The following is a 22,408-nucleotide window of genomic DNA, read 5'->3' as shown; positions in this document are numbered from 1 at the left end:
AACTGAAACGAAGAAATTCCTCTTCCTTTCAGTTTGCTTTTTTTTTGAGTTCCAACGAATATCTGTCCATCCTTTAGTATCGTTTGATCTATGTTATTTAAAATAACAATAACAAATAAAAGTAATTGTTATCTAAAGTTTTGATCTAATAACGAGTTATCCACAGTGGATAACTCGTTAGCTCTTTCTATTTGTCCACAAAATCCGTCATCTTTAACTTGGTGACCGATCGAGCTCAGGTTTGTTTACTTCTTTGTATCGCCTATCCTTTAAGCGTAACGATGGCAGTAAGTAAAACTGACAACAGGAGAACGAGCAAATTACACCTCGATTGCTCTACATAAATAAGTACGGTAATAAAACTTGTAATGATTGCTGGATAAAATTTTTTTCGTTTTCTCATATGCATCCCTCTTTAACTATCATTGTGCCTAAAAAATTCGATTGTTTTTTTATTTTTTACTTATGTTTCTGTTAAATTTTTTTATAATCGTTAAACGAGTCAAGAGCATACAAAAAAACACAGAACAGGAAAGGAGTATTCCCTAACTATTCTGTGTCTTTTGATTGACTATGTTATTCAAGTATCTAGCGATAGTACGCTTCAATTTTACGACTTGGGATCAACCAAGTAACCAAAATCAAGACATTGACTATTAACACGGCGATGGGCGCAATCAAATATCCCAAAATCAATCCCACGACATTCAAACCAATAGATACGTAGGATTTACGATAATTGCCAAACAACTCTTTGATAGATGCATTCTCGTCTTCTTCTGAGGCAACTAATGTCCTTGCTAACAAATAATACGTGAGATTCGCTCCTAATATCACTATACCATAGGTCATTTCAGGGACAAGACTGTTACTGTATTCGCTGATCCATGAAGTAACGAAAGGAAACAGCGACAGGAAAAAAATAAAAAAGCTATTCACCCAGAGCACTCGCCCATTCACTTTGTGGACGGCTTGAAACAAATGATGGTGGTTATTCCAATAAATGCCTAGGGTAAAGAAACTAATGATATAAATAAGAAAACGTGGCGCAAGTGCAACTAGCGCTTCCAAGGTATCTGAGTGTGGTTCATGTAGCTCCAACACTAAAATCGTCATAATAATAGCGATCACGGCGTCTGTAAAGGCTTCTAGTCGATTTTTCGGCATGACTTTCCTCTCCTTTCGCTTCATTTTATTCGTAATAAGGGCAAAAAAGCAACCTTTTCACACCAAAGTAGCAAGTAGAAATCGGGCTCTGGGTGGAGGTTAAGTCAATCAATCCTTGCTATACTTACTATATAGAAAACAGCAAGCGTAACTTCTATTGAGAAGTTTATCAAACGAGAAAAGAGGCGATCATCATGCAAAAAAGAAATACGTTTCAAACAATCATCCTATTAGTGGTAGGTTTCGTCGTAGCTAGCTTTGTCCTCAATCTATTCGTTGGCGTGATCAGTGGTTTATTATGGTTAGGTATTAAATTGTTGATTCCAGCAGCCATTGCGATTTGGTTAGTCCGTTGGATCACTCGCACCACGCAACAAAGAAAATACTACTAATACTATTTTCCTAAATGAAAAACAAAAAGAGGCAGAAAATTTCTGCCTCTTTTTTTACTTCTTTTAAATGATATATCATTTAACCTAATGCTACATCTAAGATCATCATGATAATAAAACCAGTCATAACACCAAAAACTGCATAGTGTCGTTTACTTGAAAGTGTTTGTTGCGCTTCAGGAATCAGTTCCTCCACGACGACGTAAATCATTGCACCCGCAGCAAAAGCTAAGGCATAAGGTAGTAAGACTGCAACTTTTGTCACTAAGATTGCCCCGATGACTCCAGCAATCGGTTCAACCACTCCTGAAGCTTGCCCATAGACAAAAGCTTTTGTTCGACTTAATCCTTCTTGTCGGAGAGGAATCGAAACAGCCGCACCTTCTGGAAAGTTTTGAATACCAATACCTAGCGCAACAGAGATCGCTGCTAGCACCGCAGTCGTTGGATTATCTGCAGTTGCCGCTGCACCAAATGCAACACCTACTGCTAATCCTTCTGGAATATTATGCAAGGTAATGGAAAAGACAAGCAAAATCGTGCGTTTTAAATGTGTTGGTAAGCCTTCTTTTTCATGTGCTGGACCAAAATGCATGTGTGGTAAGGTTTTGTCGGCAATGTATAAAAATAATCCCCCTAGCCCAAAACCAATACTCACCACAAGCCAAGCAATATCACCATTTTCTTCTGCTTTTGTGATTGCCGGATCTAATAAAGACCAAAAACTGGCGGCGATCATCACACCCGAAGCGAAACCTAACATCAAATTGAGTACATCTTTTTTGATTTCTTTAAAGAAAAATACTAAGCCAGCCCCAAGCGCAGTCATAAAATAAGTAAATGCCGTACCCGTCAACGCTTGCTGCCAAGGTTCTAGCTTCAGTAACCAATCAACCATACAATTCCCCTTTCACCTTTTTATTCTTACTCTAGCATATTGCCAAAAATGTGACTACTATTCTACTATTAATCTGATGATCCTTTATTCTAAGCGGTTATCCTCTCACGCTTTTCCAATCATTCCCAAACCACTTATGGTAAAGATCATCAACGACTTGAACATTTGTAATCGTCATGTTTGGATCGACCACCGTATCTTGCTTCTTACCTGAGGAAAGTAAATTGGCGACATGACGGATCTCAAAGACAAATTCACTATCCATTGGAAAATCTTTTGTTAACACTTCTCCGTTGTTCATCTGGATCGTATAATGGTCTGTTTTCCAATAGTTAGGGATAATGATCGTCCCTTTTTCTCCAATGATGGTATACGTACTAGTAAAATCCATTTTTGTCGTAAGGAATAAACTGATGAAAAGGTCTTTCTTCTTCAGGTTGACCATACACTCTTCGTCCGTCAGACCTTCTCCATGTTCTACACATAAGCCGTTATATTCATCAAATCCTGTGCCAAATAAATATTGACTGACACTTAATGGGTACGAGGCGTTGGAAATCAATACGCCACCTCCTTGTTCCATCTTCCAGAACCAAGGAATCTTCTCTGAACCTGGTCTTGCATCACGTATCTCCACTAATTGAACGTTTCCGATTTTTCCGGTCTCAATGGTTTTTTTCACATCTTCGATCGCAGGTAGAAATAGGGCTTTTTGTGCTTCCATGAGAAAAACCTTGTGTTCCTTAGCCAAGGCATAGAGTTCTTGTGCTTGCTCCGAATGTAGCGTAAAAGGCTTCTCCAAAAGCACATGTTTCTTTGCTTGGATCGCGTCTTTCGCAGCTGAAAAATGCAAGTGATTGAACAATGGAATATAAATCAGTTCTATCTCGTTATCAGAAAGTAACGCTGCGTAACTGCCATACGCTTTTGGAATACCTAACTCTGTGGCTAACTGTTGCGCCTTTTCTAAGCGACGTGTCGCAATCGCTACAGCTTGTGCCACGCCACTTTCTTTGATTCCCTCCACAAAACGAGGTACGATCGAGGCACCGCTCATAATCCCGATTTTCAGCATACTCTTCCTCCTAACATTTTGAATCCACTATAACATAGTTTCACACATTACTGGCAATTCACTCTACTTGGTTGAAAGTCGCTTTAGTTGGGCTTTTGATAAGGAAGATTTATACTTTAGACAATAAATATAATTTGTTTTTTTAAGGAGTGGATCAAAATGTCAACGATAAATGCCGGTATTGCCATGGTAAAAGTGCTTGAAAGCTGGGGAGTTGATCATATTTATGGGATTCCGGGTGGTTCGTTCAATTCCATTATGGATGCGTTGTACCATGAAAAAGACCAAATCGATTATATCCAAGTACGTCATGAAGAAGTGGGCGCGTTAGCTGCCGCAGCGGATGCCAAATTAACAGGAAAAGTCGGAGCTGTCTTTGGCTCAGCTGGTCCTGGAGCCACCCATTTGATCAACGGACTTTATGATGCCCAAATGGATCACGTCCCAGTTGTCGCCCTTTTAGGACAAGTGGCTTCGACTTCTATGAATTATACTGCCTTTCAAGAATTAAATGAAAATCCAATTTTCGCTGATGTTAGTGTTTATAATCGGACAGTCATGACACCAGAAAGTTTACCTTATGTCGTTGACGAAGCGATCAAGGCAGCTTATGCACATCAAGGAGTCGCTGTTGTGACGATCCCAGTTGATTTTGGTTTTGAAGAAATCGAGTGGCAGGATGTTTCTAATGCTTCTACGTACAAAACAGGGGTGATCCTCCCTGAGATGGAAGACGTGAAAGCAGCCCTTCCTTATCTCGAACAAGCTCAAAAGCCTGTCTTGTTCATCGGTCAAGGTGTTCGTCATGGCTATGATCAGATCAAGAAATTTACCGAATATTTCAAAATGCCAGTGGTTGCCTCTGTTTTAGCAAAAGGGATCGTGCCAGATGAAGACAAAAATTTTCTTGGATTTGCAGGTCGGGTAGCGACAAAACCTGCGAATGAAGCGTTGGCAGAAGCCGATTTGATTTTATTTGTAGGAAGTGACTTCCCTTTTGGGCGGACGTTCTTCAATCCAGAAGCTGCCTTTATCCAAGTCGATATTGATGCCGCCAAATTCGGCCGCCGCCACCACACCGATTTAGCTATCTTAGGTGATGGTAAAACAACGTTAGAAAACCTAGTTGAATTGGGGAAAGAGCGCTCAGAAGATGCTTGGTATCTAGCCAATCAAGAAAATCTTCGCAATTGGCGGCGTTGGTTAACATCGTTTGAAGAACCCACAGAGCAATCGATTCGACCAGAAGCAATCTATAAAGAAATCAACCGGATTGCTGAGCGTGATGCTATTTTTGTGACAGATGTTGGAAATACGACCATTCATTCGATCCGTTTGCTGAACATGACTGGTGAGCAGTTACACACTACTTCTGGTTGGTTTGCAACGATGGGCAACGGTGTACCAGGAGGCATTGCTGCTAAATTAAGTTTTCCGGAGAGACAAGTCTTTACTTTAAGCGGAGACGGCGGTTTTGCCATGGTGATGCAAGATATCTTGACCCAAGTCAGCTATCAGTTGCCAATCATCAATGTCGTTTTCTCAAATTATTCATTCGGATTTATCGAAGCAGAACAAGAAGATACTGAACAACAAAAATTTGGTGTTTCCCTTGAACAAGCTGATTTTGGGAAAGCCTGCGAAGCCTTAGGTGCCGATGGCTTCACGATCACACACTACGAACAATTACGCCCTGCCTTCGATGCTGCGGCGAAATCTGATCGACCAGTCGTGATCGACGTCAAGATCCCCAACAAACGGCCCTTACCTGTCGAAGACTTACACTTAGACCCAAGAAAGTATAGCGAAGAAGAAATTGAGCGCTTCAAAGAAAAATACGAAGTACATGATATGCCGGTGCTTCATGAAATATATACGCATCATCTTTCTAAACAGTTGTAAAAATCCAGTAAACCACAACTTAGTGAGAAAAGATCCACCTCAAATTGATAGGATTTGAGGTGGATCTTTTTCAAATTTCATACACTTATTTTATTACTAATCATCTAAACGCATAAACGATCTGATTGATCCCAACCACCATAAAGTAAAAACCAACTAAAAAACTTAGCGTCAACGCAGAGGATAAAGGATTGAATAATAAAATGATACCTAGTAAGATACCCAATATATTGATGACTACGGTGAACCAGTAATGACCTTCACTTATTCCTCTGAATAAATCAGCAGTAAATAAAGCCAAAACAGAATCAATAATAAACCAAACAGCGAAGACAAATGGTAGTGCAACTACCCCAGCACCAATATTGAAAATGAAAAAGATCCCAATCAATAAATCAATGATCCCAATCACTATCGGCATCTTCCCTTTATATCCTGTCAGTTCTTTTACTCGACTACGTAGAAATAACTCAAATAATCCTTTTAGGATCGCAAAAATAGCAAATACAATAACGATAGCAACTAAGTTACCTACTGGATCGCGAAAAGAAATCAAGGAAACTAAAACAAATAATATCCCTAAAACGAGTGAACCCCAATCAATTTTTCTACTTTCTTTCATTTTAATCCCTACTTTCTTTTAATCTATTTCTATCTTACGCCCCCATTTAAATAACTTCAAAAATTTAGCATTTATGAAAATGCTTTAGTTGTAAAAAAACGGTTTATCTCTTTTCTTCTTTTGATTGTTTCACGTGAAACGTAAAGAATTACTGATTTCCTTGAAACTTTCAACATTCCCCTATATAATTCTAGAAGACTTGGCAAATATTATAAACATAAAGTGAGGAAAAAAATTGATTACTGTAAATGATGTAAGTTTGCACTTTTCAGATCGCAAACTATTTGATGATGTTAATATAAAATTCACTCCCGGCAATTGTTATGGCTTAATTGGAGCAAATGGCGCAGGTAAATCAACATTCCTTAAAGTGTTATCAGGTGACTTGCAACCTTCAACAGGCTCTGTCACATTAGGTCCAGATGAACGTATGGCTGTTTTGAAACAAAACCACTATGACTATGAAGAATATACTGTGATGGAAACAGTAATCATGGGCCATAAACGTTTATATGAAGTAATGAAAGAAAAAGATGCCATCTATATGAAAGAAGATTTCACAGATGAAGATGGGATTCGTGCGGCAGAATTAGAAGGCGAATTTGCAGAATTAAACGGTTGGGAAGCAGAGCCAGAAGCAGCAGTTCTACTTCAAGGATTGAACATTCCTGAAGAATTACATCATCAATTGATGAGCGAACTAACTGGTGGACAAAAAGTGAAAGTGTTGCTTGCGCAAACGCTATTCGGTAAACCAGATGTTTTACTTCTAGATGAGCCGACAAACGGACTAGATATCCAATCGATCAACTGGTTAGAAGAATTTTTGATCGAATTTGAGAATACAGTGATCGTTGTTTCCCATGACCGTCATTTCTTAAATAAAGTTTGTACCCACATGGCAGATTTAGACTTTGGAAAAATAAAGCTTTATGTAGGAAACTACGATTTCTGGTTAGAATCAAGCCAATTAGCAACTAAGTTACAAGCAAACGCCAATGCGAAAAAAGAAGAACAAATCAAAGAATTACAAGACTTTATCGCACGTTTCAGTGCAAATGCGTCAAAATCAAAACAAGCAACATCCCGTAAAAAAATGTTAGAAAAAATCACATTGGATGATATCCAACCTTCTTCACGTCGCTATCCTTTCGTTGGATTCAAACCAGAACGTGAAATTGGAAATGACTTACTACAAGTAGAAAACGTTAGTGTCACAATAGATGGTAAAAAGATTTTAGATGATATATCATTTACATTGAACAAAGAAGACAAGGTAGCATTCGTTGCTGAAAACGATATAACAACTACAACCCTGTTTAAAGTTATCATGGGCGATCTAACACCAGATACCGGTACTGTCCGTTGGGGTGTAACAACTAGCAATGCTTATCTACCAAAGGATACAACGAAGGAATTCGATACGGACTTAACGATTCTTGATTGGTTACGTCAATATGCAAGTAAAGAAGAAGACGACAATACGTTCTTACGTAGCTTCTTAGGTCGTATGTTGTTTTCTGGTGAGGAAGTATTAAAACCTGTGAATGTTCTTTCTGGGGGCGAAAAAGTTCGTTGCATGCTTTCTAAATTGATGCTTTCAAAAGCAAACGTCCTTGTCTTAGACGACCCAACGAATCATTTAGATTTAGAATCAATTACTGCATTGAATGATGGTTTGATGGCATTTTCAGGTTCGATCCTATTTGCTTCTCATGACCACCAATTCATCCAAACGTTAGCAAATCGTATCATTGCTGTTTCTGATAAAGGCGTGATCGATCGTGCAGATACGACATATGATGAATTCTTAGAGAACAAAGACATCCAAAAACAATTAGAACAATTGTGGAACTAAATATTCCAAAATAACTATAAAAACAGCTGTACAACGTGAGTACTCTTACGTTGTACAGCTGTTTTTCTTTTTTATCGACTCACACCCATTGAAAAGATGGCGATACACCCGTAGCCTGTATGACTGGCGATCGTTGGTCCTAAGGGATAGAGTTTGATTTCTTTTGTTTTGATATTTTCTTCTAATAATTTTTTGGCTTTCTCAGCACTTTCTAGGTCTCCGGCATAAGCGATATACACCGTTTGTTCCAATGGAGCTACGATCGTTTTGACCGTTTCCTCCACGATTTTCTGAATGGATTTGTTTCTGCCACGCACTTTATCGACATTCTTCAAATGACCACTTGGTTCAACGGTAATGATCGGTTTCACGCTTAACAGACTACCAATAGCAGCACTTGCTTTAGAGATGCGTCCTCCTCGTTCTAAATGCTTTAAATCATCAACGGTTACCCAAGAATGAACTTTGAGGTAATTATTTTGTAACCAAGCCAATGTTTCTTCCAAAGAATAACCCGATTCTTTCAAACGAACCGCTTCTAATACAAGTAGTCCTTCCCCGATACTTGCGGCTTTCGTATCAAACACATGAACTTGCGGGTCCTCATAGGTTTCTTTCAATAATTCGACTGCTTGTAAGGCACTGCTGTAAGAACCACTCATGCCACTCGAAAAAGCAACGTACAAGACTGGGATGCCTTTCTCCACATAGCTACGGAAGAATTCCAAATAGCGACCCACATTGATTTGTGAGGTCGTAGGCATTGCTCCTTCACGTAACTGTTGGATGTACCCTTCATAATCAAATGTTTTTCCCAGATCATCGATTCGTATTTCCTCACCAATCTGGATCTCCATGGATAAAAAATCAACATTTGCATTTGCCAACACTTGATAGGGCAGATCGCAACATGAATCTGTGACTATTTGATACATTCGTTCCAACTCCTTTTTTTCTCCACTTTTCATCGCAGTCTATTATAGCAAACTCCTTTAATTTTAAATAACTTCAGCTCTTATATTCGTTGTACTTGGTACAAGCCAATCAAGCGAACGCTTAAATGAACACGATCAGTCTAAAACAAAAGTCACATTCATTTTTGTGTGTCGCCCTAAAACCGATAAATAATGGCAACAGGAGTAATCTCTTGGAAAATAAAGCGACAACCACAAAAATTAGAAAAACAATTTTCGTGGTTGTCGCCGTATTTCTCGAGGCTAAACACTTCTGTCCCGATTTCATTTATTTCACGTGATTTCAGTGGTCCACTCATTCTTAAAAGAATGTTCCTGTTAGCGAATCATCACTGAAAGGCTTAGATTTGCGCCCACACGCTTTCTAAGATATTTGTTTGGTTTCGGTCAGGACCTACTGAAAATGTTGAAATACGCACGCCTACAAGCTCTGAGATACGTCTTACATAGTTACGTGCATTTTCTGGTAATTCAGCTAGTGTACGACAAGCAGTAATGTCTTCTGACCAACCTGGCAATTCTTCGTAGATTGGTTTGCAACGGTTCAATTCTTTCAAACTCGCTGGATAATGATAGATTCGTTCGCCGTCTAATTCGTATGCTGTACAGATTTTCACTGTTTCTAAACCGCTCAAGACATCGATCGAATTCAATGATAGATTCGTGATACCTGACACACGTTTTGAGTGACGCATCACGACTGTATCAAACCAGCCGACACGACGTGGACGTCCAGTCGTTGTACCATATTCGCGACCGACTTCACGAATTTGTTGACCTGTTTCATCAAACAATTCAGTAGGGAATGGGCCATCTCCCACACGTGATGTGTAAGCTTTACATACACCGACCACTTTATTGATTTTAGAAGGTCCGACCCCACTACCGATCGTTACACCACCAGCCACTGGATTCGATGAGGTAACAAATGGATACGTTCCTTGATCGATATCCAACATCACACCTTGTGCGCCTTCAAATAAAACACGTTTTCCTGCATCTAACGCATCATTTAAGATAACTGATGTATCCGTCACGTACTGTTTGATTTGTTGGCCATATTCGTAGTATTCTTCAAAGATTTCTTCAAAGTCGATTGGCTCTGAATCAAACATTTTCACAAATTGACGGTTTTTATCGTCTAAATTCACTCGTAAACGCTCTTCAAAAATTTCTTTATCCAATAAATCGGCTACACGGATACCGACACGAGCGGCTTTGTCCATATAAGCAGGTCCGATCCCTTTGATGGTCGTACCGATTTTATTTTCTCCTTTTGCATCTTCTTGCAATTGGTCTAATTTGATATGATACGGTAAAATCACATGCGCACGATCAGAAATACGTAAATTATCTGTCGTCACATTTTTTTCATGTAAATAAGCCAATTCTTTGACTAAAGATTTCGGATTGACTACCACACCGTTCCCGATCACGCTGATTTTATCTTTGTAAAAAATCCCCGAAGGAATCAAGTGCAGTTTATACGTAACACCATCGAATTTAATTGTGTGTCCCGCATTGTCGCCACCTTGGTACCGTGCGATCACTTCAGCATTTTCACTAAGAAAGTCAGTAATTTTTCCTTTCCCTTCGTCGCCCCATTGTGTACCCACTACTACTACAGATGACATTTGAACACCTCATTTAATATTATTTAATCCTGAATTATTGTAACAATACTTCAAACTTTATTCAACTAAAATCGAATGATATTTAATATATTTTAGAGAAAACGTTTAAAAAGCGAACATTATAATTTGCTACGTTCCATTGGTTACTAACAAGTAGGCGCCTGACCTGACTGAGTTTGAAAAAAACATGTCCGGACATTCGTCCTCTCGCACCACCTAAAATCGAATAAACGGCGGGAACTGAAGTAACCACTTCAAAAAATAAGGCGCCAGCCACAAAAATTTGAAGAACAATTTTCGTGGCTGGCACCTTATTTCTCGAGGCTAAACACTTCTGTCCCGACCTCGATGTTTGATTTATTCAGATTTATTCGTCCTAATATTCTTCTCGCGGAGAAAGCGAGGAAAATTTATTGTATTCTTTGATAAAGAGCAATTCGACCGTTCCCCTTGCTCCACTCCGGTTTTTTTCAATGATGACTTCGATCACATTATCATTTTGTGGTTCTGGCGCATCGCCATCTTCGCCACCTTCGCGTTCATAGTAATCATCACGATATAAGAATGCTACGATATCTGCATCCTGCTCGATCGAACCAGACTCACGGATATCACTTAAAACAGGTCGTTTATCTTGGCGTTGTTCCACTCCACGAGAAAGCTGGGAAAGAGCAATGACGGGAACTTTTAATTCTTTCGCTAGCTTTTTCAATTGACGTGAGATATCGGATACTTCTTGTTGGCGGTTTTCTTTCCCATTTCCTTCGATCAACTGCAAGTAATCGATGAGTATCAAACCTAGATTCCCTTTTTCTTGTGCAAGTTTCCGACATTTTGCTCGTATCTCAGAGATTTTGATCCCTGGTGTATCATCAATGAAGATATTTGCTTTGGATAAACTACCCATCGCAACGATCAAATTGGACCATTCTTCTTCTGAAAGCTGTCCCGTACGTAAGTGACTCGCTTCAATCGAACCTTCCGCACAAAGCATCCGGTTGACTAATGATTCTGCCCCCATCTCTAGACTGAAGATCGCTACGGAACGATCTGTCTTTGTACCGACATTTTGGGCAATATTCAAGGCAAAGGCGGTTTTCCCTACCGCCGGACGTGCAGCCAAAATAATCAGCTCTTCTGCTTGGAAGCCAGCAGTCATTTTATCTAATCCTTGGTAACCAGTTGGCAAACCTGTGATCTCTTCATTGTTTTGCGCGAGTTGGTCAATATTTTCAATCGTAGAATTCAAGACTTCCGCAATGGATAAGAACCCGCTACGATTACGTTTTTCTGATACTTCAAGAATACTACGTTCCGCATCATCTAAGATGGATTGGACTTCTTCTCCTTGTTCAAAACCTCTAGTCACGATCCCTGTTGCTGTTTGGATCAAATTACGGAGTAATGATTTTTCTTCCACGATTTTTGCGTAGTAGACAATGTTTGCTGCCGTTGGTACAGCTAAAGCTAAATCAGATAAGTAACTGACTCCACCAGCATCTTCCAAGAGATTTCGTTGCTCCAAACGATCTTTGACGGTCACTACATCAATCGCTTCACTACGGTCATTCAATTCGATCATGATTTCAAAAATGATTTGATGTCCCCGACGATAAAAATCTTTCGGTTCTATGTACTCCATGGCATCGATGATCGTTTCAGCGTCTAGAAAAACAGAACCTAGAACCGCTTGCTCAGCTTCAATATTTTGCGGTGGAATTCGATCCTGCCACACTTCACTCATATTCTATCGCTCCTTGCTTTCAATTGCTTCATTTTACAAGAAAATGGCAGAAAAGTCATCCCTAAAATGAACATCTGTTCCAAAAGCTCTTCCTTCGAAAATAGACCGCAAAAGTCAAAAATAATCGAAAGCGATTTTTGTCCTCTGCGGCTGATTTATCGAAGTGATTTCGTCACATGTTCTTTTCGTTTATTCAGAGACAACGTGTACCTTGATCGTTGCAGTTACTTCATGGTGTAGTTTCACAGGTACGTTAGTATAGCCTAGCGTACGAATTGGGTTATTCAACTCGATTTTACGTTTGTCTAATTTTACTTTGTATTGCTTATTCAAGCCTTCAGCGATTTGTTTTGATGGAATCGAGCCAAACAAACGGCTATCTTCTCCTGCTTTGGCTTTTAATTCCACGACTGTTTCTTCTTTTTCAAGAAACTCTTTTAATTTTTTGGCTTCTTCAAGAATTTCTGCTTCTTGCTTTTCTTGGGCTTTTTTCTGTCCTTCTAACTGACTGATACTGCTTTTATTTGCTTCTTTTGCCAGATTGTTTTTGATCAAATAATTTTGCGCATAGCCTGTAGGAACTTCCTTGACATCGCCTTTTTTGCCTTTGCCTTTAACATCTTGTAAGAAAATGACTTTCATCTCATCTACTCCTTTTTATATAATTGATTCATATTTTCTTGGATAGCAGCGAGCAGTTGTTGTTTTGCTTCTTCTACAGTCACATTTTCCAGTTGTGTTGCCGCATTGGTGAAATGTCCGCCACCACCTAGGGATTCCATGATCAATTGGACATTGATCGTTCCTGTGCTGCGGGCACTGATACCAACTAAGCCATCCGTCCGTTTCGTAATGACGAAAGCGCCGTTGATATTGACCATTGAGAGCAACGTATCTGCTGTTTTTGCTGCAATAACACTATTATACTCTTTTTCATCCGTCCCTGCTGCCACCACAATATCCTCTGTCACTTGTTCATTGTGGGCGATCAAGTGGCTGATTTCTAAATAAGTGGCTAAATCAGAGCTCAATAAATATTGTACTAAGGATGCGTCCGCACTACAAGTCTTTAAATAGCTTGCAACATCAAACGTACGTGCTGTCGTTCGCACGTTGAAGTTATTTGTATCAACGGTCATGCCAGCTAACAACAATGTCGCCTCTAAACGACTGATCCGATTGGTTCGGCTACTTTGATATTGGATCAATTCTGTGACCAACTCAGAAGCAGAAGACGCAGATGATTCAATATAGGTTAAAAGCGGTTTGCTTGGAAACTCTTCGCCTCGACGATGATGGTCAATGATCACGATCTTATCAAATTGCTCGTAAAGGCTCTGAGAGATCGATAGCGATGGTTTATGGTAATCGACCATTACGAGTAAGTCTTTGGCTTTCTTAAGCTCCATTGCACGCTCTGGCGTAATCAATTGCATCTCCAACTCTGGTTCTTTATGGATTTCTGTTAAACAGCGTTCCACATCTGGAATGATCTCTTTTTCATCGATGACGATATAGGCTTTTTTCTGATTGAAGCGTGCCAGACAACTGACTCCAACGGCTGAACCAATGGCGTCCATATCAGGGAAGCGATGCCCCATAATAAATACATCGCCTGTTTCATCAAAAATTTTGCGTAAAGCAGTACTCATCGCCCGTGAACGAACGCGCGTACGTTTGATCGTCGTCGCTGATTTTCCCCCGTAATAAGTGGGTTTCGCTCCTTCGCGAACTTCTTTCACTACAACTTGATCACCACCACGAACCAAGGCAATATCTAAATTATTTTGAGCTTCACTACCGATTTCTTCGAGGGTCTTTTGCCCATAGGCGATGCCCATACTAAGTGTCAACGGATGGTTTTGTCTTTCAGCTTCTGCTCGTAAGCGATCTAAAAGATCAAATTTCTTATCCATCATTTTCTTTAAGTCACTCATCTGTCCAAAAAAGAAAAAGCGCTCTGAATTGATTCGTTTAAAAAACACATGATATTCATTCATCCAGTCAGAAATCAGTGTCGTAATGAAGGAGTTCAAATAAGAAACTTCTTTTTCATCCAATTTATCGACCGTATCTGCATAGTTATCGATTGAAAGAATCCCGATGATTGGCTGGCTATTCACTTGATGGATCTTCAGTAATTGGTTCTGGGTCACGTCAATAAAGTAAACGACCCCTTTCACCGTATCCAATTCAAATTGAAACGTTTTGTCAGCTAAATAGACTTGATTTTTCTTTTTTTCTTTTGCTGAAAAAAAAGTTTCTAACAAGTCTGCTTCCAATAAAGAGCTTTGGTCTTTCACATTCAATGCGAAAGGATTCAGCCAATCAATGGTTTGTGTCGCTGGTTGGTAAGAGATGATTCCGACTGGCATGATCTCAGAAACATAATTCAAATTGGATTCCGCAACTGTGGAAGCTTGTTGGATCTTGTCACGATTCCTTAGAGTCAACCACCGTTTCATCTTTAAACCATAACGAATACAAAATAGATTCACGATCAGGATGAACAACGCACTGATCAATCGAAATGGCATCAATAATACAACCAAAACTTCTGCAAGGATCAATAAAAGAATGAGCAGAGGGCTCGGGCTTACTTTTATTTTTTCTTTATCCATGTCTTTCCTCCCGTAACTGATTAGCCTAATTTTACCATAACTCATGTCATGTAAGCGACTAAACACCTAAATGGAACAAAAAGAGGAAGTCACGACAGTAGTCATAACTTCCTCTGTAATGGTTTGAAACGATTGGGTATTCCTACAGAATCATTCCTAAAGCGAATTATTCTTCGCCAACGAATGGTAGTAATCCCATGATACGTGCGCGTTTGATTGCAATCGTAATTTTACGTTGGTTTTTAGCGCCTGTACCTGTTACACGACGTGGCAAAATTTTACCGCGTTCTGAGATAAATCTTTTTAGTAATTCGATATCTTTATAATCGATATATTCAATATGGTTAGCAGCGATGTAGTCTACTTTACGACGTTTACGTCCGCCTCTTCTTTGTTGTGCCATTCTATTTCCCTCCTATCAAATTCGTTTAGAATGGTAAATCATCGTCTGAAATGTCGATCGTTGAGCTTGATCCAAATGGATCAGAAGAATCACGATCAAAATCAGGCATACCGTTGGATGATTGAGATGTTTGATTATAGTTATTGTTTCCGCCGTTTCCGCCAAAATTATTTGTCGATTGACCAGTGTCTTGGTAGCCACCGCTTTGTTGACGGTTTTCAGATGCTGCACGACTTTCCAATAATTGGAAGTTTTCAGCAACTACTTCTGTTACGTACACACGTTGTCCTTGTTGATTATCATAAGAACGCGTTTGAATACGACCAGTTACACCTAAAAGAGTTCCTTTATGTGCATAGTTTGCTAGTGTTTCTGCTGATTTTCGCCAAATCACACAATTAATAAAATCCGCCTCACGGTTGCCGTTTTGGCTCGTGAAGTTACGATTGACAGCTAAAGTGAACGTTGCTACAGCAGTGCCACTTGATGTATATCGTAAATCTGGATCTTTTGTCAGACGTCCAACTAGTACAACGTTATTAATCAAAATGGTCATCTCCTCTCATCGTTTGATTGTTCCATGTGAAACAATAATTAAGCTTCTTCTTTTACGATCATGTGACGAACGATATCGTCATTGATTTTAGCAAGACGATCAAACTCGTTGATTGCATCTGCTGATGATGGAGAAGATACTTTAACGATGTGATAGATACCTTCACGGTAACCGTTCATTTCGTATGCTAAACGGCGTTTTTCCCAATCTTTTGATTCGATAACTTCAGCTCCGTTATCTTTCAAGATTGAATCGAAACGTTCGATTAAAGCAGTTTTTGCTTCTTCATCAATGTTTGGACGAATAATATACATGATTTCATATTTCGTGTTTTCCATTGATTTTTCACCTCCCTATGGACTTTCGGCTCTCAGCTTTCCCAAGAGCAAGGAGAGTTTTCTAATAAATTAGACTACTCACAATCCTCAATTATACACGCAATACACTAAAAAAGCAAGCTGCTGTTCTTTGTTTTCCAAATTTTTCTTTTGAGACGACCAAAAACTCCCAAAGATAGTTTTACCTATTCTTGGGAGTTTTGATTTTAGACGTTCACTTTTGTTTTACGCCTATTTTCTATTCTTCTGTATGATCTGTTTCCACATCAACTGTCTCTGCTTCGACAGTCGTTTCTTCCGCAGGTTCTGGTTCTACTGCTGCCATGGTCACCACTTTCGTTTCTGCTTCCATCTTGATCAAGCGCACGCCTAGCGTTGCCCGACCTGTCTGAGAAACCGTTGAAACGTTGAAGCGGATGATGACACCTTTGTCTGTGATCAACATAATATCTTCTTCGCCTGTCACCGTCGTCAATCCAGCTAATGGACCATTTTTCTCAGTGATATTCGCAGTTTTGATCCCTTTACCCCCACGTCCTTTGACAGGGTACTCAGAAACCTTGGTACGTTTTCCATAACCTTTTTCTGTGATGATCAAGACTTCATGATCCTCATTCATCAAGGCTGCTCCAACGACGTAATCGTCTTCTCTCAAACGAACCCCACGAACCCCAGAGGCTGTACGTCCCATATCACGAACGGCATCTTCTGCAAAAGTCACAGAATATCCATCGTGTGTACCAATAATGATGTTTGATTTGCCATCAGTCAATAAGACGTTGACCAATTCATCATTTTCTTTCAAACCAATCGCAATCAACCCATTGCTACGGATATTGGCAAAAGCAGTGACAGTCGTACGTTTGACTGTTCCTTGTCGCGTAGTAAAGAACAAGTAATGTCCTTCCTCTGCTTCACCAGTTACTGCGATGATTGCTTGGATCTTCTCACTTGAATCAATGCCAAGTAAGTTGATGATCGGAATACCTTTTGCTGTACGTCCGTACTCTGGGATCTCGTATCCTTTCGCACGATACACTTTTCCGTTATTGGTAAAGAACAGCAATGTATCATGTGTGGAGCAAGAAACAAGATTTTTCACGAAATCATCGTTATGAACACCCATTCCTTGGATGCCTCGACCCCCACGACGTTGTGCGCGGAATTCGTTGTTGGCTAAACGTTTGATATAGCCATTATTCGTCAATGTGATCACGATTTCTTCTTCTTCGATTAAATCTTCGTCTTCTAAACTCAAGACTTCACCGACCAGTAATTCTGTACGACGTTTGTCGCCAAATCGTTGACTCAATTCAGCAAGTTCGGTTTGGATGATTTCTGTTACCCGTTCAGGTCGAGCAAGAATATCAGCTAAATCTTCAATGAGTTTCAATAATTCTTGGTATTCATTTTCGATTTTTTCTCTTTCCAAACCAGTCAAACGGCGCAAACGCATATCTAAGATTGCTTGCGATTGACGGTCAGAAAGATCGAAGCGTTCGATCATCGCGTTTTTCGCTTCCTCATCTGATTTGGACCCACGAATGATCGCAATGATTTCATCAATATGATCTAAGGCGATTCGTAGTCCTTCTAAGATATGTGCTCTTGCTTCTGCTTTATCCTTTTCAAAGACCGTACGACGTGTAATAACTTCGCGTTGGTGTTCGATATAATTTTCAAGGATCTGCTTCAAGCTTAGAACTTTCGGTACGCCTTTTTCGATCGCTAACATATTGAAACCAAATGAGTTTTGTAAGGATGTCAATTTGTAGAGATTGTTCAAAATAACAGAGGCACTCGCGTCACGACGCACATCGATCACGATACGCATTCCTTCACGAGAAGATTCATCTCTTAGATCCGTGATACCTTCAATTCGTTTGTCACGGTGCAATTCTGAAATTCGCTCAATCAATTTCGCTTTATTGACCATGTATGGCAATTCAGTGACTAAGATCCGCTCTTTTCCATTTGGCATTTCCGTGATTTCTACTTTTGCTCGAACAGTGATTGAACCTTTTCCTGTTTCATACGCTCGACGAATGCCGGATTTCCCCATGACTAATCCGCCTGTAGGAAAATCAGGCCCAGGTAAGACTTCCATCAATTCATTGGTTGTCACATCTGGATTTTCCATCAATAGATCAATCGCTGCTACAACTTCTGTCAGATTATGTGGCGGGATATTCGTCGCCATTCCGACTGCGATCCCTGTCGTACCATTGACTAGCAAGTTAGGAAAACGTGCCGGTAAGACAACTGGTTCTTTTTCCGTATCATCGTAGTTGCTTTGGAAATCAACCGTATTTTTATTGATATCACGTAACATTTCTGTCGCGATTTTACTCATTCTGGCTTCAGTATAACGCATCGCAGCTGCGCCATCTCCATCAACTGACCCAAAGTTTCCATGACCATCTACTAACATGTAGCGATAGCTAAAAGGTTGCGCCATCCGAACCATTGACTCATAGATCGCACTATCACCATGGGGATGGTATTTACCCATAACGTCCCCCACGATTCTGGCTGATTTCTTGTGTGCTTTGTCTGGTGTGACACCTAGCTCATTCATCCCGTATAAAATACGGCGGTGAACTGGTTTTAATCCATCTCTAACATCTGGTAAAGCCCGAGCGACAATGACACTCATGGCGTAATCTATGAAGGAGTCTTTCATTTCGCTAGTTAGATTGACATCATGGATGTTTTCTCTGATTTCTTCACTCATTTTTCTTCCTCCTTCATGATTAAATATCTAGATTTTTAACATAGTGAGCATTTTCTTCAATGAATGCCCGACGAGGTTCCACTCGATCACCCATCAACATTTCAAACACTTCATCGGCAGCAATCGCATCATCTACACTGACACGAGCCATCATACGTTTGCTTGGGTCCATCGTAGTTTCCCATAGTTGATGATCATCCATCTCACCAAGCCCTTTGTATCGTTGAACACTTGGTTTTGGTGTTGCTGGTAGTGATTCGATGACTTTTCTCAACTCTTCTTCGGCATTTTTCCCTGGTTGGACATACGTGATTTTCTTTCCTTGTTTAACGCCATATAGCGGTGGTTGCGCGATATAAACATAACCAGCTTCCACGATTGGGCGCATATAACGATAAAAGAGCGTCAATAGCAACGTACGAATGTGGGCACCATCGACATCGGCATCGGTCATGATGACTAATTTATGGTAACGTGCTTTGGACACGTCGAAATCTTCACCAAACCCTGTACCCATCGCTGTAAACAGTGAGCGAATTTCTTCGTTGGCTAAAATTTTATCCATACTTGCTTTTTCAACGTTCAAGATTTTCCCACGGATCGGTAAAATCGCTTGAAATTCACGGCTTCGTCCTTGTTTTGCTGAACCACCAGCTGAATCTCCTTCGACGATGAACAATTCGCTTTTTTCAGGATCATTGCTGGAACAATCGGCTAATTTACCAGGTAGATTACTGATTTCCAATGCCCCTTTTCTCCGCGTCACTTCACGCGCGCGTTTAGCCGCTAAGCGGGCTCTAGAGGCAAGTAGTCCTTTTTCGATAATCTGACGGCCCACACTTGGGTTTTCCAATAAGAATTTCATGAAATGCTCACTGAACAAACGATCAGTGACCGTACGTACTTCTGAGTTTCCTAATTTTGTTTTCGTTTGTCCTTCAAACTGAGGATCTGGATGCTTGATCGAAATGACTGCTGTCAAGCCTTCACGCACATCTTCACCTGTCAAATTATCATCATTTTCTTTCATCAATTTTTGCTTGCGTGCATAATCATTGATGACCCGTGTCAAAGCTGTCTTAAATCCTGATTCATGTGTTCCGCCTTCATACGTATGGATATTGTTGGCAAAACTCATGATATTAGAATGATAACCGTCTGTATATTGCATCGAAACTTCGACAGTGATTTCTTGTTGTTCCCCTTCTAAATAAACAGGTTCTGGGAAAATCACTGTTTTGCTCGCATTTAAATATTCGACGTAGCTTTTGATTCCACCGTCATAATGGTATTCTTTCACGACAGGCTTTTCTTCGCGACGATCTTCAATTGAGATTTTCATCCCACGATTCAAGAAAGCCAGCTCACGAATACGAGTCGCTAATTTATTAAAGTCGAAAGTTGTCGTTTCTGTAAAAATTTCTGGGTCTGGGATGAAGTGAACGGTCGTTCCACTTAAATCAGTGTCACCGATGACTTTCAAATCATCGACTACCGCCCCACGACGATATTCTTGGTAATAGATCTTACCATCTTTGTACACTTTGACATCTAATAGTGTCGATAGTGCATTCACAACGGACGAACCAACCCCATGAAGACCACCGGATACTTTGTAGCCGCCTCCGCCAAATTTACCACCCGCATGCAAGACAGTAAAAACTGTTTCTACAGCTGGACGACCGGTCTTCGCTTGGATATCGACCGGAATCCCACGACCATCATCGATGACAGTGATACTGTTGTCTTCCTCAATGATGACTTGGATCTTTGTCGCAAATCCTGCCAAGACTTCATCGATCGAATTATCGACGATTTCCCATACTAAGTGGTGAAGTCCTTCTGAACTTGTTGAACCAATGTACATCCCCGGACGTTTCCGAACGGCTTCAAGACCTTCAAGCACTTGAATCTGACTGGCATCATATTCTTTTGCGCGCTCGACTAAACTTCTTTCTTCTGTCATGTATGTTTATTCTCCTTTTATTTCTCCCTGCTGAACATAAAAAATCTCAGGTTCAACAGTCATTTTATTTTTAACGTGATCTAGAGAGGTAGTAGTTAAGAATGTCTGTACTTTCCCTTCAATCGTTTCAAGTAAATGGAGTTGACGTTGGTCGTCTAACTCACTCATTACATCATCCAGTAATAGGATCGGATACTCGCCTGTTTCTTCTTTGATCAAATCGATCTCTGCTAATTTGACACTTAATGCCGTTGTTCGCTGTTGACCTTGAGAACCAAAATTTTGCACGTTTTTTTCATTGACAAAAAAAGAAAGGTCATCTCGATGGGGACCTACAGTCGTTGTCCCTCGAAAGAGATCTTTCTTTTTGTTTTGTTCGAGCAACGTTAAAAATTGTGACTGGATCTCTTGAACTGTCATAGTGTCTAAAGAAGAGAGGGCGGTCACATATTCGATTGCCAACTGTTCTCTTTGATGCGTGATTTGTTGATGTAAAGAATTTGCCCAATATTCTAAACGCTTGATAAACTGCGCTCTTGCCTTTAGTACTTTGCTACCAAATTCTGCTAGTTGTTCAGATAAAATATCAAGATAAAGTAAATCCGTTTGTTTTTTCTCATTCAATTGCTTCAAATATTGATTTCTCTGCTTTAGGACTGCTTGATATTGGACAAGATCGTAAAGATAGATTGGATTGATCTGACCTAATTCCATATCTAAAAATTTGCGTCGGATCTGTGGGCTTCCTTTCACTAAAGAAAGATCTTCAGGAGCAAATAAAATGACATTCAATTGTCCAACATAACTACTCAACTTCTTTTGTTCGATATGATTGATCTTTGTTTTTCGTCCTTTTTTAGACAGTTGGATCTCTAACGGAATCTTAGAGGTTCCTCTGGTGATCTCCCCTTGGATCATCGACTGCTCATCGTTCCATCCAATCAACTCTTGTTCACTATTTGTACGATGACTTCTTGTCATTGCAAGCACATAAATACTTTCCAAAAGATTCGTTTTTCCTTGGGCATTTTCTCCTAAAAAAATCACGAGGTTTTTGGAAAAATCAATTTGCAATTCTTGATAGTTTCGATAATTTTTGAGGTGCAGCTTATTCAGCCTCATTATCGTTATTCCCTTTTTTTACCATAAAAAAAGTTCCTGCTTCTGGAACTTCGATCATCATACCGGGATAAAGCTTTCGTCCACGACGATTTTCTGGCTCGCCATCAACCAAAACCGTGTTTTCTGCTAAATACCATTTTGCTTGTCCACCACTGCCGATGACTGTGACTTCTTTCAGCATTTGACCCAACGTCATAAACTCAGTTTTTAGAATGACTTGTTGTTTCACTCTTCATCCCTCATTTTCATTATTAAAAGTATACTTTATTATACCCTTTTTTTCGCAAGAAAACAAATTTATCCATATATTTTTCCATATGAGCGGATTTAAATGAAAAAAGGTGATTTGAACAAAAAGAAACAGAAAGCCTTAAAATTGATTTTAGGGCCTTCTGTTTAAAA

19 protein-coding genes are annotated in these 22,408 nt (G+C 39.9%); 3 read left to right on the top strand and 16 right to left on the bottom strand.

The window, feature by feature from the left end; all coding sequences use genetic code 11:
• Positions 1-588 precede the first annotated feature (588 nt).
• Entirely contained in the window at positions 589-1,167 is a 579-nt protein-coding gene (locus EM4838_RS14340) for a TMEM175 family protein (protein ID WP_071867646.1), read from the bottom strand.
• A 194-nt stretch (positions 1,168-1,361) separates the two neighbouring features.
• On the opposite strand from EM4838_RS14340, the gene EM4838_RS14335 reads away from it, so the two are divergent.
• Positions 1,362-1,559 (top strand): hypothetical protein, encoded by a 198-nt coding sequence (locus EM4838_RS14335; RefSeq protein ID WP_065096712.1) that lies wholly within the window; start codon positions 1,362-1,364, stop codon positions 1,557-1,559.
• Positions 1,560-1,638: 79 nt separating this feature from the next.
• On the opposite strand, the gene EM4838_RS14330 is transcribed toward EM4838_RS14335, so the two are convergent.
• Both EM4838_RS14330 and EM4838_RS14325 read right to left on the bottom strand, forming a co-directional pair.
• On the bottom strand, positions 1,639-2,457 hold the full coding sequence (locus EM4838_RS14330) for a ZIP family metal transporter (RefSeq protein WP_019722681.1): 819 nt from the start codon (positions 2,455-2,457) through the stop codon (positions 1,639-1,641).
• Between the two features lie 97 nt (positions 2,458-2,554).
• Entirely contained in the window at positions 2,555-3,532 is a 978-nt protein-coding gene (locus EM4838_RS14325) for a Gfo/Idh/MocA family protein (RefSeq protein ID WP_071867647.1), read from the bottom strand.
• 159 nt (positions 3,533-3,691) lie between these two features.
• Between EM4838_RS14325 and spxB the strand changes: the two genes are divergently transcribed.
• Entirely contained in the window at positions 3,692-5,434 is a 1,743-nt protein-coding gene (spxB, locus tag EM4838_RS14320) for a pyruvate oxidase (RefSeq protein ID WP_071867648.1), read from the top strand.
• Between the two features lie 100 nt (positions 5,435-5,534).
• Here the strand turns inward: spxB and EM4838_RS14315 are convergent, their stop codons facing one another.
• Complete coding sequence (locus EM4838_RS14315; protein WP_071867649.1) at positions 5,535-6,056, bottom strand: HdeD family acid-resistance protein; 522 nt, start codon at positions 6,054-6,056, stop codon at positions 5,535-5,537.
• 235 nt (positions 6,057-6,291) lie between these two features.
• Here EM4838_RS14315 and EM4838_RS14310 point away from each other — a divergent pair, with 235 nt between their 5' ends.
• The gene (locus tag EM4838_RS14310) at positions 6,292-7,914 is read left to right on the top strand and encodes an ABC-F family ATP-binding cassette domain-containing protein (RefSeq protein WP_010734549.1); all 1,623 of its coding nucleotides are present in this window, start codon (positions 6,292-6,294) and stop codon (positions 7,912-7,914) included.
• 71 nt (positions 7,915-7,985) lie between these two features.
• Here EM4838_RS14310 and EM4838_RS14305 read toward each other — a convergent pair whose 3' ends face one another.
• The 12 genes from EM4838_RS14305 to yaaA all read right to left on the bottom strand — a co-directional run bounded on the left by EM4838_RS14305 (position 7,986) and on the right by yaaA (position 22,235).
• Entirely contained in the window at positions 7,986-8,849 is an 864-nt protein-coding gene (locus tag EM4838_RS14305; protein ID WP_010734550.1) for a DegV family protein, read from the bottom strand.
• Between the two features lie 380 nt (positions 8,850-9,229).
• Positions 9,230-10,522 carry an adenylosuccinate synthase gene (locus tag EM4838_RS14300; protein WP_071867650.1) on the bottom strand — a complete coding sequence of 431 codons (1,293 nt, stop codon included), beginning with the start codon at positions 10,520-10,522 and terminating at the stop codon, positions 9,230-9,232.
• A gap of 376 nt (positions 10,523-10,898) precedes the next feature.
• Positions 10,899-12,266, bottom strand: a complete 1,368-nt coding sequence (gene dnaB, locus EM4838_RS14295) for a replicative DNA helicase (protein ID WP_010734552.1) — start codon at positions 12,264-12,266, stop codon at positions 10,899-10,901.
• 189 nt (positions 12,267-12,455) lie between these two features.
• Positions 12,456-12,908 carry a 50S ribosomal protein L9 gene (rplI, locus tag EM4838_RS14290; RefSeq protein ID WP_010734553.1) on the bottom strand — a complete coding sequence of 151 codons (453 nt, stop codon included), beginning with the start codon at positions 12,906-12,908 and terminating at the stop codon, positions 12,456-12,458.
• 5 nt (positions 12,909-12,913) lie between these two features.
• Positions 12,914-14,887: a DHH family phosphoesterase gene (locus tag EM4838_RS14285; RefSeq protein ID WP_071867651.1), complete on the bottom strand. Its 1,974-nt coding sequence runs from the start codon at positions 14,885-14,887 to the stop codon at positions 12,914-12,916.
• 166 nt (positions 14,888-15,053) lie between these two features.
• Entirely contained in the window at positions 15,054-15,290 is a 237-nt protein-coding gene (gene rpsR / locus EM4838_RS14280; RefSeq protein WP_010734555.1) for a 30S ribosomal protein S18, read from the bottom strand.
• A gap of 25 nt (positions 15,291-15,315) precedes the next feature.
• Positions 15,316-15,837, bottom strand: coding sequence for a single-stranded DNA-binding protein (gene ssb / locus EM4838_RS14275; protein ID WP_010734556.1), 522 nt, complete (start codon positions 15,835-15,837; stop codon positions 15,316-15,318).
• 47 nt (positions 15,838-15,884) lie between these two features.
• Complete coding sequence (rpsF, locus tag EM4838_RS14270; protein ID WP_019723039.1) at positions 15,885-16,184, bottom strand: 30S ribosomal protein S6; 300 nt, start codon at positions 16,182-16,184, stop codon at positions 15,885-15,887.
• 238 nt (positions 16,185-16,422) lie between these two features.
• Positions 16,423-18,918, bottom strand: a complete 2,496-nt coding sequence (gyrA, locus tag EM4838_RS14265) for a DNA gyrase subunit A (RefSeq protein WP_071867652.1) — start codon at positions 18,916-18,918, stop codon at positions 16,423-16,425.
• Between the two features lie 19 nt (positions 18,919-18,937).
• Positions 18,938-20,884: a DNA topoisomerase (ATP-hydrolyzing) subunit B gene (gene gyrB, locus EM4838_RS14260; RefSeq protein WP_071867653.1), complete on the bottom strand. Its 1,947-nt coding sequence runs from the start codon at positions 20,882-20,884 to the stop codon at positions 18,938-18,940.
• A gap of 6 nt (positions 20,885-20,890) precedes the next feature.
• Positions 20,891-22,006 carry a DNA replication/repair protein RecF gene (gene recF, locus EM4838_RS14255; RefSeq protein ID WP_071867654.1) on the bottom strand — a complete coding sequence of 372 codons (1,116 nt, stop codon included), beginning with the start codon at positions 22,004-22,006 and terminating at the stop codon, positions 20,891-20,893.
• A complete protein-coding gene (gene yaaA, locus EM4838_RS14250) occupies positions 21,993-22,235 on the bottom strand; it encodes a S4 domain-containing protein YaaA (RefSeq protein WP_019723041.1) in 243 nt (80 codons plus the stop codon). The genes recF and yaaA overlap by 14 nt, the downstream gene beginning before the upstream one ends.
• Positions 22,236-22,408: the final 173 nt, after the last annotated feature.

The sequence above is a fragment of the Enterococcus mundtii genome, from assembly GCF_002813755.1.
GTDB classification, from domain to species: Bacteria; Bacillota; Bacilli; order Lactobacillales; family Enterococcaceae; genus Enterococcus_B; species Enterococcus_B mundtii.
The sequence above is the reverse complement of the archived record's forward strand: the minus strand, read 5'-3'. Positions and strand labels throughout refer to the sequence as shown.